Here is a 13650-nt window from a genome sequence, read left to right on the forward strand (position 1 = left end):
CGGTGCCCGGTGGTTCCGGTGGGTGGGGGTCCGGTTGAGGCGTGCGGGGGCGGGGTGGGGGCGGAGGGGAGTGCGGGGGTGGTGCGTAGTGGCGGGGCGACCTGCGCGGGCGGTGGTGCGCAGTGGCGGGCGTGCGGGGTGGCGGGCGTGCGGGGTGGGGCGGCACGCCCGGGGGCGCGGGGATACCGTGGCGCGGGTGAAGGATCTTGGGGGGAACGGCCTTCGGGCGCACCGGCGCGTCCGCCTGGCCGCCGCACTGGCCGCCGTGTCGACGGTGGCGGCCGGACTCGGAGTACGGGCGGTGCTCGGCGGGGACGTCGCCAAGTACGCCGGGGACGCTCTCTACACCGTGCTGCTGTACACCCTGCTCGTGCTGGCGGCGCCCCGGGTCCGCCCCGGCCGCGCCGCCGCCGTGGCCGCCGCGCTCAGCTGGGCGGTGGAGCTGTTCCAGCTCACCGGCCTGCCGGACGCCTGGGGGCGGCACAGCGCTCTGGTCCGGCTGGTGCTGGGTTCGACCTTCAACCCGCCGGACCTGTTCTGGTACCTGGTCGGCGCGGGCTGCGCCGGGGCGCTCCACCGGCTGCTGCGGACCTCCCGAATCGCAGCAGCCGATGGCTCGGCCCGACCCTTCCGGCAGAGCTGACGTCCCGTCAGAGCGGCAGCAGATCCGGCCGCTTGGGCTCCAGATGGTCGCCCGAGGACTCGCCACGCAGACGCCGGCCGACCCAGGGCAGCAGGTGCTCGCGGGCCCACTGGATGTTCTCCCGCCGCTGGTCGGCGGCGCTGAGCACCCGGGCGTCCGGCCACGGGGCCTCCGGGTCCTGCTCGGTGTACAGGCCCAGCGAGCGGGCGGCCAGCAGGGCGACCCGCTGGTGGCCCTCGGGGGACAGGTGCAGGCGGTCCTCGCTCCACGCCCGGCGGTCCTGCACGGCGCGCAGCGACCACAGGTCGGCCACCTGGCAGCCGTTGCGGTCGGCGACGGCCCGCATGTGGCCGTTGTAGGTGGCGATCTTGCCGCGCAGGTGCTTCAGCAGCGGTACGTCCTTGGTGTCGAAGCCGGTGCAGATCAGCACCGTCCCGGCGTTCTCGGCCAGCCGGACGATGGCGGCCTCGAAGCGCTCGGCCACCTCGTCGGGGTCGGCGCCGGGCCGGAGGATGTCGTTGCCGCCGGCGCAGAAGGTGACCAGGTCGGGCTGGAGGCGCTGGACCTGCGGCACCTGCTCGGCGGTGATCTGGTCGAGCAGCCGGCCGCGCACCGCGAGGTTGGCGTAGCGGAACTCGCCCGGTCGGCGTCCGCCGGCCAGCAGCCCGGCGAGGCGGTCGGCCCATCCGGCGAACCTGCCGTCGACGCCGGGGTCGTTCAGACCTTCGGTGAAGCTGTCGCCGAGGGCGGCATACGAATCGAGGTCAAGGGTCTCCTGGAGATTCGGCATGAAAGAGATAGTTCACCCATTCAAGTGACCTACGCCACCGTAGGTGCCCCCAGGGGCACGTGAGATGGACCACGTGCCCTCGCGGGGCCGTTCCGTCCGTGGCGGCCCCGCCCCCGGAAAGCGCAGGATCGGCACCCCCTTCCGCTTCGCGACAGCCGGTAGCCGGTAGCCGGTAGCCGGTAGCCGGTAGCCGACGGCCGGACCGGACGGCCGGGTCCGAGGGCCGGTGCGCCGGGGCTTGCGCCGGGTGCGCGGGGGCGTGCGACCGCCGGGAGCGTCTGGCCGGGTGTGCGAGCGGGACCGCGGGGGCAGCGCCTTGGGAACGAAGGTGTACGGGCCCCCGAACCCCGAACTCCGTACGGCGAACTCCCCGCGATCCAAGGATGGTTGAGTCATGCTCACGCAGACCCCGGAGCGCCATGCCCGGCCGCGGCGCTATCTGATGTGCCGGCCGACGCACTTCACCGTGGACTACGCGATCAACCCGTGGATGGACCCCGCCCAGCCCACCGACACGGCGCTCGCGCTGCGCCAGTGGGAGCGGCTCCACCGGACGTACCGCCGGCTCGGCCACACCGTCGAGCTGATCGACCCGGTGCCCGGCCTGCCCGACATGGTGTACACCGCCAACGGCGCCACCGTGCTGGACGGCCGGGCCCTGGTCGCGACCTTCCGCTACCCGGAGCGCGCCGCCGAGTCGGAGGCCTACCAGGCCTGGTTCCGCGGGCGCGGCTACCGCGAGGTGCGCCGTGCCGGGCACGTCAACGAGGGCGAGGGCGACCACCTGGTGGTCGGCCGCCGGGTGCTCGCAGGGACGGGCTTCCGCACCTCGCGCGCCGCGCACGCCGAGGCCGGCGAGCTGTTCGGCGTCCCGGTGGTCAGCCTGACCCTGGTCGACCCTCGCTTCTACCACCTGGACACCGCGCTGGCGGTGCTCGCCGACGACCACGTCATGTACTACCCGGAGGCCTTCGACGCCGACAGCCGCTCGGTGCTGCGCGCGCTCTACCCCGACGCGATCCTCGCCGACCGGGCCGACGCCGAGGTGTTCGGGCTCAACGCCGTCTCCGACGGCCACCGGGTGGTGCTGCCGGAGGCCGCCAAGAACCTGGCCGGCCGGCTGACCGAGCACGGCTACCAGCCGGTCCCGGTGGACGTCTCGGAACTGTTGAAGGGCGGCGGCGGGGCGAAGTGCTGCACGCTGGAGCTCAGGCCCGAGTGACGTCCGCCGAGTCCGTGACCAGCAGCACCTCCAGGGTGCGCGGCCCGTGCACCCCCTCCACCCGGTCCAGCTCGATGTCGCTGGTCGCCGACGGCCCGGAGATCCAGGTCTGCGGCCGCACCGGATCGAGCCGCGGCAGCGCGAGCGGCACCGAGGCGACGACCTGCTCCGGCGCCCGCACCACGCAGACGTGGTGGTCGGGGACGAGCGAGAGCAGCCGCCGGCCCTGGCCCGGACCGGCGTCCAGCACGATCGTCCCGGTCTCGGCGACGGCCAGCGCGCAGCCGGTCAGCACGCTGTCCACCGCGTCCAGCCGGGCCGCGGTCAACGTCCCGTCGTCCGGGAGCAGTTCGACGCCCCCGGCCTCGGCCTCGGCGAGCCAGCCCGGCGGCAGGCCGGCCGGGACTACGACCGTCCGGCTGCCCCGGTCGATCAGCAACCCGGCGATCCGGCGCGGCAGTTCGTCCTCGTGGCAGCGGTGCACCAGGGCCCGGTAGTCGGCCAGGTTGTGGTGCAGCAGGTCGAGCAGGGCCGCCGGGTCGTCGGTCGGCACGTGCGCCGTCAGGTAGTCGCGGGGAAGCGGCTGTTCGGCCACGGCGGCGGCGTCGCCGAGTGCGGACCGGATCCGCCCGAGGATCAACTCCCGGGAGTTCCGGGGCGCTTCGGACCGGGAGGGCCCGGACGGGGTCGTCTGCCGGGTCATCCGCGGTTCCTCCGCCACCAGTCGCGGAACGGTTCGGCGGGTACCTCGGGGAGGTCCCGGGTGTCGGTCCAGGCCCGCCCGGGACCGGGCAGCCGGCGCGGGTGCAGCGACCGGGTGCGCCCGGCCAGCCGCTCGGCGGCGGTGAGCGCCGCCGGGTGGTCCAGCACGAACCCGGCGGCCGCCATGGCGGCCCGCTCCAGCGGGTGCCCGCCCTGCTCCGCGACCTTCTCGCGCAGGTGCACCAGCACCTCGGGGATGTCGATCGCCACCGGGCACACCTCGTAGCAGGCCCCGCAGAGCGAGGAGGCGTACGGCAGCGAGGCGTCCACCGGGCTCGTGGTGCCGCGCAGTTGGGGCGTCAGGATGGCGCCGATCGGCCCCGGGTACACCGAGCCGTAGGCGTGCCCGCCGGCCCGTTCGTACACCGGGCAGACGTTGAGGCAGGCCGAGCAGCGGATGCAGCGCAGCGCCTGGCGGCCGACCTGGTCGGCGAGCGCGGTGGTGCGGCCGTTGTCCAGCAGCACCAGGTGGAACTCGGAGGGGCCGTCACCCGCCGACGTCCCGGTCCAGAGCGAGGTGTACGGGTTCATCCGCTCGGCGGTGGAGGAGCGCGGGAGCAGCTGGAGGAACACCTCCAGGTCCCGCCAGGTCGGCACGACCTTCTCGATCCCGACCACCGAGATCAGCGTGCGCGGCAGGGTGAGGCACATCCGGCCGTTGCCCTCGGACTCGACCACCACCAGGGTGCCGGTCTCGGCGACCATGAAGTTGGCTCCGGAGACGGCGACTTCGGATCGCAGGAACTTCTCCCGCAGGTGCAGCCGGGCGGCCTCGGCGAGTTCGGCGGGGGAGTCGGTGAGGCCCCTGGGCGCCGGGCGGCCCCAGGAGGCCATCCGGTCGGCGAAGATCTCCCGGATCTCGGCGCGGTTGCGGTGGATCGCCGGTACCAGGATGTGCGAGGGCCGGTCGTCGCCCAACTGCACGATCAGCTCGGCGAGATCGGTCTCGTAGGCGGTGATCCCCTCGGCCGCCAGCGCCTCGTTGAGCCCGATCTCCTGGGTGGCCATCGACTTGACCTTGACCACCTCCGTCCGACCGGTCGCCCGGACCAGGTCCGCGACGATCCGGTTGGCCTCCTCGGCGTCGGCGGCCCAGTGCACGGTGCCGCCGGCCGCGGTGACGGACTCCTCCAACTGGAGCAGGTAGCGGTCGAGGTGGCGCAGCGTGTGGTCCTTGATCGCCTTCCCTGCGGCGCGCAGCCGCGCCCAGTCGTCGAGTTCGGCGACGGCCCTGGCCCGCTTGTCGCGGATGGTGTGGGTGGCGTGCCGCAGGTTGGCGCGCAGCCGCTCGTTCTTCACGGCCCGGGCGGCGGCCTCGGGGAAGGCGGGCATGCCGAGGAAGGTGCCGGTCATCGGGACGGCCTCCACGGGTGGGCCTCGGTGGCGGCCAGGATCTCCGCGAGGTGCAGCGGCCGCAGTGGCGCGCCCTGGCGGCGCAGGGTGGTGCCGAGGTGCAGCAGGCAGGAGTTGTCGGCGCCGCACAGCACCCGGGCGCCGGTGCCGAGGGCGTTGGCGATCTTGTCCTCGGCCATGGCCGCCGAGACCGCCGCGTTCTTGACCGCGAAGGTGCCGCCGAAGCCGCAGCACTCCTCGGCCCCCGGCAGCTCGACCAGCTCCAGCCCCTTGACGGCGCCGAGCAGCCGGCGCGGGCGCTCGCCCAGGCCGAGCAGGCGCAGGCCGTGGCAGGAGGGGTGGTAGGTGACGCTGTGCGGGAAGTACGCGCCGACGTCCTCGACGCCGAGCACGTCGGTCAGGAACTCGGTCAGTTCGACCACCCGGGGCACCAGGGCGGTGGCCAGGTCGGCCAGTTCGGTGCCCCGGCCCTCGGTGGCGGCCCGGGCGCCGATCCGGGGGTAGTTGTCCCGGACCATCGCCACGCAGGAGCCCGAGGGCGTCACGACGTGGTCGTACCCGGCGAAGGCCCGGGCGGTCCGCCGGACCAGCGGCTCGCAGGCGCGGCGGTAGCCGGTGTTGTACTGCGGCTGCCCGCAGCAGGTCTGCCCGGCGGGGAAGTCCACCGCGACGCCGAGGCGTTCCAGCAGCCGGACGGTGGCCACCGCGGTGCCGGGGAACAGCGCGTCGTTGACGCAGGTGGCGAACAGTGCGACCCGCATCCGGGCTCCCTTCTGCCGAACTCCCGCCGCGGGCACGGACGTACGGACGTCGGGAGGACGCGCGCACGCCGAACGGCACCGGACCGCTCGTGATCGTACCGAGCGGACCGGTGCCGCGGTGGGACCTTCGCCCCGGGACCTCGGGTGCGCAGCCCGGGGTCAGGCGGTCAGGCGCCGAGCCACAGGTCCGGGCCGAACACCTCGTAGTGGATGTCCGCCGCCGGCACGCCCGCGGTCAGCAGCTGCTCGCGGACGGCGCGCAGGAAGGGGAGCGGGCCGCAGAGGTAGGCGGTGGCGCCCGCCGGGACCTCGACGGTGGAGAGGTCCACCCGGCCGGTGCGCTCGGCCGGCCACTCGCCGAGCGGCTGCTCGTAGAAGACGTGCGAGGTGGCGTTCGGCAGCGCGGTGGTCAGCCGCGCCAGGTCGGCGCGGAAGGCGTGGCTCAGCTGGTCGCGGTCGCCGTGGACCGAGACGATCCGCCGGGTGGAGCCGGTGGCGGCCAGGTGGTCGAGCATGGCGGTCATCGGGGTGTTGCCGATGCCGGCGGAGGCGAGCAGCACCGGGCCGTCTCCGTCGGCGAGGGCGATGTCGCCCAGCGGGGGCGCCAGCTCGATGGTGTCGCCGGCCTTCAGGTGGTCGTGCAGGTGGCTGGAGACCTCGCCGCCGTCCTCGCGCTTGACGCTGAAGCGCAGCGCGCCGTCCGCGCTGCCGGAGAGGCTGTACTGGCGGATCTGGTGGGCGCCGTCGGTCAGCTCGGTGCGCACCGAGACGTACTGGCCGGGGCGGAAGGCGGGCACGGGGCCGCCGTCGGCCGGGCGGACCAGGTAGGTGGTGACGGCCTCGGTCTCCTGGTGGCGGGCGACCACGGTGTACGGGCGCCACAGGTCGGCCGGGTCGCCGCCGGCGGCGACCTCGGCGCGCAGCCGGTCCTCGACGGCGATCAGCGCGTTGGCCATCAGCCAGTAGACCTCGTCCCAGGCGGCGGCGACCTCGGGGGTGACGGCCTCGCCGAGCACCTCCACGATGGCGGCGAACAGGTGCTCGTGGACGACCTTGTACTGGTCGTCGCCGATGCCGACCGAGACGTGCTTGTGGGCGATGCGGGCGAGCATCGCGTCGGGCCGCTGGTCCGGGTGGGCGAGCAGCGCGGTGGCGAAGGCGGCTATCGAGCCGGCCAGTGCCTCGCGCTGGGTGCCGTTGGCCTGGTTGCCCCGGTTGAAGAGGTCGCGCAGCAGCTCCGGGTGCGCGGCGAACAGCCGGTCGTAGAAGATCGGGGTGATGTCCCCGATGGCGGCGCCCACGACGGGCAGGGTGGCCTCGACGACCTCGGCGGACTTCGCGGACAGCATCAGACGAGCTCCCTAACTGGTATCTGAGATTCGCATTAAAGGTCGCACCGTGCGGTGCGGCCCCGGGTGGGCGGATCGGTCGGTGGGGCTGATCGGCCGGGTGGGCGGATCAGTCGGCGGGTCTGGCGGTGAGGCTGAGCAGGACGGGGCCGGTGGGGGAGGCCACCAGGTCGTCGACGGAGAGGTGGTCGAGTGCGGCGAAGAACGCCTCCTGGGCGCCGCGCAGTGCCCCGCGCAGCCGGCACGCGGCCCGCAGCGGGCACGGCGGGTCGTCCTCGCAGCCGACCACGTCGCCGACTCCCTCCAGCTCCCGCAGCAGCAGTCCGAGCGAACCGGTCCGCCCGGCGAAGGTGAGCATCAGCCCGCCGCCGCGACCGCGCCGGGCCTCCACCACCCCCAGGTGCTGAAGCCGGCTGACCACCTTCGCCGCGTGGGTGTACGGCACGCCGACCGACTCGGCCACCTCGCGGGTGGTCGGGTTGTCGCCCTCGCCCAGGACGGCCAGTCGCATGGCGATCCGCAGGGCGATGTCGGTGCTCTTGGTCAGCCTCACGTTCGAAACGCTATCGAATGCGACTCCCCGACTCCAATTTCCTGCACGACTCCGGGCGAGACGCTGGTCACGTCGCCCGTCGGGGGAGCGGCACCGCGAAGGCGCTTCGATCGAAACTGAACAGTTGGCGACATTTGTAATCACTCCCTGACGGAAAGTCAGGGCGGCTCTTACGCTTCCCCCGGCTCCGAACACCACCACGACCACACCGTTCGCACCGCCGAGCAGCTGGAGAGTCCCGTGAGAACACCCCGCCCGTCCCGCCGTACCGGGACGGCCGTGGTCGCGATAGCCGCGACCACGGCCGCACTGCTGTCGCTGCCCGCGACGGCCGAGGCCGTCACCCCGCCGCCCGCCGTCGCCGCGCACGTCGCGGTCGCGCCGTACCCGGCGGGCGTCGCGCTGACGCCGGACGGCGGCCACGTCTACGTGACCAGCCAGAGCAGCGGCACGGTCAGCGTGCTGGACACCGCGAGCAAGGCCGTGTCCGGCAGCTTCACCGCCGGGAGCGGCTCGTACGCCGTCGCCCTCTCGCCCGACGGACACCGGGCCTACCTCACCCACCACCTGGACAACACCGTCAGCGTCGTGGACACCGCCACCGCCACCGTCACCGCGACCGTCCCGGTCGGCGCCCAGCCCTGGGGCCTGGTCCTCGCGCCGGACGGCTCGCGCGCCTACGTCAGCAACGCGGCCGCCGACACCGTGAGCGTGCTGGACACCTCCTCCGGCACCGTGACGGCGACGGTGCCGGTCGGCGCCGAGCCGCACGGGCTGGCCGTCTCGCCGGACGGCAAGCGGCTCTACGTCGCCGCCTCCGGCGCCAAGGCGGTGACCGTCGTCGACACCACGACCAACGCGGTGAGCGGCACCGTCGCGGTCGGCCACGGCGCCTTCGGCCTCGCGCTCAGCCCGGACGGCGCCCGGCTGTGGGCCGCCGACGGCGACGACGGCACCGCCGCGGTGATCGACACCGCGGCCGGCACGGTCCTCGGCACCGTCGCGGTCGGCTCCGGCCCCTACGCCGTGACCCTCTCCCCGGACGGCGCGACGGCCTACGTCTCCGACTACGCCGACGGCACCCTGAGCGTGGTGGACACCGCGAGCCGGACCGTCACCGCGACCGTCCCGGTGGGCGCCGCCCCGTACAGCCTGGCGCTGACCGCCGACGGGCGGCGCGGCTACCTCGCCGACTTCACCGGCAACGCCGTCGACGTGGTGGACTTCCCGCTGCCGCTGCCGGACGTCACCGCCGTCACCCCGAACGGTGGCTCCGGGACCGGCGGCACCGCGGTGACCATCACCGGCACCGACCTGGCCGGCGCCACCGCCGTGACCTTCGGCGCGGCCGGCCCGGCCACCTCCTTCAACTGCGCGAGGACCAGCTGCACCGCGACGGCCCCCGCGACCGCCGTCACCGGGCCGGTGGACGTGCGGGTCACCGGTCCCGGGGGCACCAGCGCGGCCGTCGCCGCCGACCGCTTCACCTACACCGCCCCCGCCGCCCACCTGGCCGTCGCGCTGGCCGCGACCCCGGCGGCCGGCCTGCTCTCGGCCCGGGTCGACTACACCGTCACGCTCACCGGGCAGGGCCCCGACCCGCTGGCCTCGGCCACCGTCACCGCCGACCTGCCCACCGGGCTGACCGCGACCTCCGGCGACTGCACCGTCGCCGCCGGGAAGCTCAGCTGCGCGCTGACCGCGCCGCTGGCCAAGGGTGCGAGCACCACCCGGCACTTCTCGGTCGCCGTCGGCCTCGGGCTGTTCCGCAGCTGGGACGTGACGGTGGCCCGCGCCGCCGGGGCGCCCGCCGACCCCTCGCCCACCACCAGCCGGGACACCCGCAGCTGCACCGCCGTCCTCGGGCTGCTGATCACCTGCAAGTGAGGTCCGGCCGACCACTTCCGGGCCCCGCCGATACCTTTCGGCGGGGCCCACGTCGTTCGACGCCCCGGCGAACCCGCGGCCTTCGGCGACCGGCTTCGCGAGTGCCGGACCGCCCGACCGCCCCGGCGCGCGCCCTGCGGAAACGGCCGGGGCGCCGGACACCGAATCCCTCGGTGTCCGGCGCCCCGGCCGCTGAAACGCTCGGTGTCCGGCGCTCCGGCGCTCCGGCCGTCAGGGCCGTGGCCGGGACGTGCTCAGAGCTTCTGCCAGGCCGGCTTGGCCGCGTAGGTGTCGCGGAAGTAGTCGGCGAGCTTGAGGCGGGAGGCGGCCGCCTCGTCCACCACGACGGTGGCGTGCGGGTGCAGCTGGAGCGCCGAGGCCGGGACGACCGCGGAGAGCGGACCCTCGACGGCGAGCGCGACGGCCTCGGCCTTGGCCTCGCCGGTGGCGAGCAGCACCAGGTGGCGGGCCTCCAGGATGGTGCCGATGCCCTGGGTGATGACGTGGTGCGGGACCTGGTCGATGCTGTCGAAGAAGCGGGCGTTGTCCACCCGGGTCTGCCGGGTCAGGGTCTTGATCCGGGTCCGCGAGGAGAGCGAGGAGCAGGGCTCGTTGAAGCCGATGTGGCCGTCCGTGCCGATGCCGAGCAGCTGGAGGTCCACGCCGCCGGCCTCGGCCAGCGCGCGGTCGTAGGCGGTGGCCGCGGCGGCGATGTCGGACGCGTTGCCGTCCGGGCCCAGGAAGGAGTCCTCGGTCAGGCCCAGCGGCTCCACGACCTCGCGCAGCACCACCGAACGGTAGGACTCCGGGTGGCCGGCGGGCAGGCCGACGTACTCGTCCAGCTGGCAGATGCGCGCCTCGGCGGCGTCCAGCCGGCCGTCGCGGACCCGCTCGGCCAGGGCCTGGTAGATCGGCAGCGGGGTCGAGCCGGTCGCCACGCCGAGCAGGGCGTCGGGCTTGTCCGTCAGCAGATCGGTGATCGCCGCGGCGATGAGTTCGCCGGCCGCTCGGGCGTCAGGGACGATCACGATTTCCATACTGGGTCCACCGTTCTGAGGCGAGGCTGAGGTCTAGACCTCCGAGGTCTAGACCAGTTTGCCGTGTGGGGGTGCCCCAGGTCCACCCGGGTCCGGTCCCCGGGTGATCTTCGGTTCTCCGCCCCGTTTCGCCTGGTGGAGGTGGGGGCCGGGGCCGGCCGTCGGGACGGGGGTGTCCCGGCGGCAGGCCCCGGCGCTCGTCGTGTCTAGCGCGTTCCGCTCCCCGGCCGTCCGGACGGCTGCCCGGTCGTACGGACGGCATGGGGGTGGCGGGTGCGGTGCCTCGGCGGCACCGCGGTCAGAACGGGTTGGTACAGGTGGTGACCTGCCTGGCGACGTCCAGCGCCGGGCCGGCGGTGGCGCAGATCATCCGGGGGGCGCCGGCGGTCACCCGCGGAGTGACCGCCGTGGCGGAGCCGTACTGGATGGTGGTCGCGGTGGCGACGGTCTCCCACGGGCTGCCCCAGGAGGCCTGGGTGCGGACGTCGACCCGAACCATCGTCAACTGGCCCGGGTCGGCGGTGACCTGGGCGACGCCCACGATGCCGCCGCCGTCGGCCTGGTGCGAGATGCAGGGCTGGTTGAGCACCGAGGCGCAGACCACCGTGTCGGTTCCGGACGTCGCCGGGGCGGCCATCGCCGGAGCCGCCGCCAGGCCCGTGATCCCTGCCGCCACCATCGCCACAGCTGCGAAACGGATGCGCATGATGTGAACCTCCTTGGAAATTAAGGGAATCTCACTCCTTGAGATGAGTGTTGCACACATCGTGGACCTCGTCTGTGTGCGCTGCGTCACACTCATGGTGACGGTTCAACTACATGCCGCAACCATTCGCCGGTTGTTCAACGCGCGGACGACTCCGGGCCTGACGGATGATCAGTCAATGGGTGGCAGCACCATCCGGCGGCCGGCCGTCGCCCCGTCGTCGACCGGAACCGAGGCGCCGCTCTGGTAGGCGAAGTCGTCCGAGGCCGGCGCCAGGATCGCCCGGGCGATCTCCTCCGGCTCGGCCATCCGCTCCAACCCCTCGATGTTCAGCGGGCCGTAGGCCTTCTTGAACTGCGCCCAGGCCGCGTCCGGAACGCCCGGCGGCCGGACGAAGGCGGTGTCCGTGGTGCCCGGGGGGATCGCGTTGACCCGGACGCCCCGCGTTCCGTACGCCAACGCGGCCGCCTTGACCAGCCCTTGAACCGCCCTTTTGCCCGCCGTGTACGCACCGCCGTTCGGCCGGGCCTGCTCGGCGGCCGAGGAGGAGGTGCAGACGATCACCCCGCGGCCGGCCTTCAGCATGTGCGGGATCTGGTACCTGAGCGCCAGGAACACCCTCCGGGCGTTGGTGTCCATGGCAGGAGCCTCGCAGCGCGGGTCCGGCGGCCGCCTCGGCCGACCGGCCGGACCTCCCGGCCGGAAGGAGGAGCCGCCTCCTCCCCGGGGAGGAGGGCAACTCCGGGACCGCCCGGCGGGGTTGGTGGCACCGTCACCCGTCCGGGTGGCGGTGCGCCCGCGGGGCGGATCGGACGGATACCATCGACCCGATCCCACGGAGGTGCCGCGTGGACACGGTCATCGTGCAACTTCCCGCCGCCGGGCCCGGGATGGGGCCGGGCGCAGCCCCCGGCCTGCTGCGGTTGGGCCCCGGTGAGGCCGCGGTGTTCGGACGCGGGGAGCCGGGCCGGCCGGCCCCCATCCCGCTGCCCGACCAGGGCGTCTCCCGGCGCGCGGGGGAGGTGGCCGCGGCCGAGGACTACTGGCGGCTGTCGAACTTCAGCACCTCGGCCACCTACGTGGTGGAGAACCTGGAGGGCGCGGGGGAGCACATCAAGGTGGCGCCCGGGCGGCTCGGCGCGCCCGTCCCGTTCGAACTCTCCAGGGTGCTGCTGCCCGCCCTCGGCGAACCCGCCGCCTTCAAGGTCTTCGCCCCGCAGCACGCCTACCTCGACGGCGCGCCGGGTGGCGCCGACGGTGAGCACACCGTCAGTCCGTTCGCCCTCGACCCGACCGCCAAGTACTTCCTGGTCCTGCTCGCGCTCTGCGAGCCCCGGCTGCGCTCGCCCTCCGCCGCCGCCGTCCCCGGCGTGACCGAGGTGCTCGCCCGGCTGCGCGCCCTGCCCGGCTGCCGCGGGCTGAGCCGCTCGGCGGTGAACTACCACATCGACTACCTGGTGGAGACCAAACTGCGGCTGCGCGAGCCGTACGAGGACGGGCCGGGCGGCGGCAAGCGCGAGGAACTGGTCGCGCTGGCGCTCAGGTTCGACCTCGTCCGGGAGGAGCACCTGGCGCTGCTCCCGCCCCGGCGCGCGGCCACCCGGCCGTGAGGCCCGGCGCCCGAACCGGATCGGAGCCGCCCGGCGGCGGGGCCGGTGCTCCGCCCGGGGAGGGCCCGGGGCCCGGTGGTCCGCCGGGGGAGGGTCGGGCGTCCGGCGGCCCGGACTTCGCGGTCCCGGAGGGCTATCCGATCGCCGGCTACCGGCTCGGCGCCCTCCTCGGCGCGGGCGCCTGGGGCAGCGTCCACGCCGCCGAGGGCCCGGACGGATCCCCGGCCGCCGTCAAGATCCTGGGCGCGGCCCGGTTCAGCCCCGGGCAGCGCCGCACGGTGGCCCGGATGGCCCGCAGCGAGCAGCGCTTCAGCCGCCGCGCCGACCACCCCCACCTGATCCGCACCCTCGCCGTGGTCACCGTCGAGGACCCGGACCACCCGGCCCTGGACGGCGCCGTCGCCCTGGTGATGGAGCGCGCCGCCCGCAGCCTCCAGGACCTGCTGACCGAGGCCCGCCCCGGCACGGCGGTGCCCGGCGCCGAGCGCATCCTCACCGAGGTCTGCGCCGGACTGACCCACATGCACCGGTCCGGCTGGGTGCACGGGGACCTGAAACCGGCCAATATCCTGCTGATGCCCGACGGCACCGCCAAGATCGCGGACTTCGGCCTCACCGCGGAGCTGGAGGGCACCCACGCCTACGCCCCGCCGCTCGGCTCGCCCGACCACGTCCCGCCCGAGTGGTGGTCCCAGCGCACCGGCGCGCGGGGGGTCGTGGTGCGCCCCAGCGCCGACGTCTGGGCCTTCGGCGTGATCGCCCATCAGCTGCTCACCGGCGGTCTGCACCCCTTCCTCGGCGCCACCGCCCGGGCCCGTTCGCTGGCCGCCCAGGCGTACGCGCGGGGCGCGGCGCCGCTGCGGCTGGACGAGGCGCTGCCGGCGCGCTGGCGGGCCGCGGTCGCCGCCTGCCTCGCCCCCGCCCGGGAGGAACGGACCCGGACCGCGCTGGCCGCGCTGGTCGCCCGGGCCGTGGCC

The 13650-nt window shown here is 74.6% G+C and carries 14 protein-coding genes; 5 read left to right on the forward strand and 9 right to left on the reverse strand.

Features of this window, described 5'->3' with window-relative positions; genetic code table 11:
- The first annotated feature begins 196 nt into the window (after nucleotides 1–196).
- A complete protein-coding gene (locus ACFRAR_RS17230; RefSeq protein WP_380698898.1) occupies nucleotides 197–643 on the forward strand; it encodes a DUF2809 domain-containing protein in 447 nt (148 codons plus the stop codon).
- Between the two features lie 7 nt (nucleotides 644–650).
- Here ACFRAR_RS17230 and ACFRAR_RS17235 read toward each other — a convergent pair whose 3' ends face one another.
- Complete coding sequence (locus tag ACFRAR_RS17235; RefSeq protein ID WP_380698899.1) at nucleotides 651–1433, reverse strand: SGNH/GDSL hydrolase family protein; 783 nt, start codon at nucleotides 1431–1433, stop codon at nucleotides 651–653.
- Nucleotides 1434–1827: 394 nt separating this feature from the next.
- On the opposite strand from ACFRAR_RS17235, the gene ddaH reads away from it, so the two are divergent.
- On the forward strand, nucleotides 1828–2655 hold the full coding sequence (gene ddaH / locus ACFRAR_RS17240; RefSeq protein WP_380698900.1) for a dimethylargininase: 828 nt from the start codon (nucleotides 1828–1830) through the stop codon (nucleotides 2653–2655).
- On the opposite strand, the gene ACFRAR_RS17245 is transcribed toward ddaH, so the two are convergent.
- The 5 genes from ACFRAR_RS17245 to ACFRAR_RS17265 form a co-directional block, all read right to left on the reverse strand.
- The gene (locus ACFRAR_RS17245; RefSeq protein WP_380698901.1) at nucleotides 2642–3358 is read right to left on the reverse strand and encodes a lactate utilization protein C; all 717 of its coding nucleotides are present in this window, start codon (nucleotides 3356–3358) and stop codon (nucleotides 2642–2644) included. The two genes, ddaH and ACFRAR_RS17245, sit on opposite strands and share 14 nt — an antisense overlap.
- A complete protein-coding gene (locus ACFRAR_RS17250) occupies nucleotides 3355–4770 on the reverse strand; it encodes a lactate utilization protein B (RefSeq protein ID WP_380698902.1) in 1416 nt (471 codons plus the stop codon). The genes ACFRAR_RS17245 and ACFRAR_RS17250 overlap by 4 nt, the downstream gene beginning before the upstream one ends.
- Nucleotides 4767–5531, reverse strand: a complete 765-nt coding sequence (locus tag ACFRAR_RS17255) for a (Fe-S)-binding protein (protein ID WP_380698903.1) — start codon at nucleotides 5529–5531, stop codon at nucleotides 4767–4769. Before ACFRAR_RS17255 ends, ACFRAR_RS17250 begins: the two co-directional genes overlap by 4 nt.
- A 167-nt stretch (nucleotides 5532–5698) precedes the next feature.
- Nucleotides 5699–6880 (reverse strand): globin domain-containing protein, encoded by a 1182-nt coding sequence (locus tag ACFRAR_RS17260; protein ID WP_380698904.1) that lies wholly within the window; start codon nucleotides 6878–6880, stop codon nucleotides 5699–5701.
- 109 nt (nucleotides 6881–6989) lie between these two features.
- Nucleotides 6990–7433 (reverse strand): RrF2 family transcriptional regulator, encoded by a 444-nt coding sequence (locus ACFRAR_RS17265; protein ID WP_380698905.1) that lies wholly within the window; start codon nucleotides 7431–7433, stop codon nucleotides 6990–6992.
- Nucleotides 7434–7673: 240 nt separating this feature from the next.
- On the opposite strand from ACFRAR_RS17265, the gene ACFRAR_RS17270 reads away from it, so the two are divergent.
- Entirely contained in the window at nucleotides 7674–9320 is a 1647-nt protein-coding gene (locus tag ACFRAR_RS17270; RefSeq protein WP_380698906.1) for a beta-propeller fold lactonase family protein, read from the forward strand.
- A 254-nt stretch (nucleotides 9321–9574) separates the two neighbouring features.
- Here ACFRAR_RS17270 and nagB read toward each other — a convergent pair whose 3' ends face one another.
- From nagB to ACFRAR_RS17285, 3 genes are all read right to left on the reverse strand, one after another.
- Nucleotides 9575–10357 carry a glucosamine-6-phosphate deaminase gene (gene nagB, locus ACFRAR_RS17275; protein WP_380698907.1) on the reverse strand — a complete coding sequence of 261 codons (783 nt, stop codon included), beginning with the start codon at nucleotides 10355–10357 and terminating at the stop codon, nucleotides 9575–9577.
- Nucleotides 10358–10655: 298 nt separating this feature from the next.
- Nucleotides 10656–11063 (reverse strand): hypothetical protein, encoded by a 408-nt coding sequence (locus tag ACFRAR_RS17280; RefSeq protein WP_380698908.1) that lies wholly within the window; start codon nucleotides 11061–11063, stop codon nucleotides 10656–10658.
- Nucleotides 11064–11234: 171 nt separating this feature from the next.
- Nucleotides 11235–11702 (reverse strand): SDR family NAD(P)-dependent oxidoreductase, encoded by a 468-nt coding sequence (locus ACFRAR_RS17285; protein WP_380698909.1) that lies wholly within the window; start codon nucleotides 11700–11702, stop codon nucleotides 11235–11237.
- Between the two features lie 209 nt (nucleotides 11703–11911).
- Between ACFRAR_RS17285 and ACFRAR_RS17290 the strand changes: the two genes are divergently transcribed.
- Together ACFRAR_RS17290 and ACFRAR_RS17295 are read left to right on the forward strand one after the other, a co-directional pair.
- The gene (locus tag ACFRAR_RS17290) at nucleotides 11912–12673 is read left to right on the forward strand and encodes a serine/threonine protein kinase (RefSeq protein WP_380698910.1); all 762 of its coding nucleotides are present in this window, start codon (nucleotides 11912–11914) and stop codon (nucleotides 12671–12673) included.
- On the forward strand, nucleotides 12670–13650 hold a 981-nt coding region (locus tag ACFRAR_RS17295), incomplete at its 3' end, for a serine/threonine-protein kinase (RefSeq protein WP_380698911.1). The genes ACFRAR_RS17290 and ACFRAR_RS17295, both read left to right, overlap by 4 nt.

The organism is Kitasatospora sp. NPDC056651, from assembly GCF_042792155.1.
Classification (GTDB): domain Bacteria; phylum Actinomycetota; class Actinomycetes; order Streptomycetales; family Streptomycetaceae; genus Kitasatospora.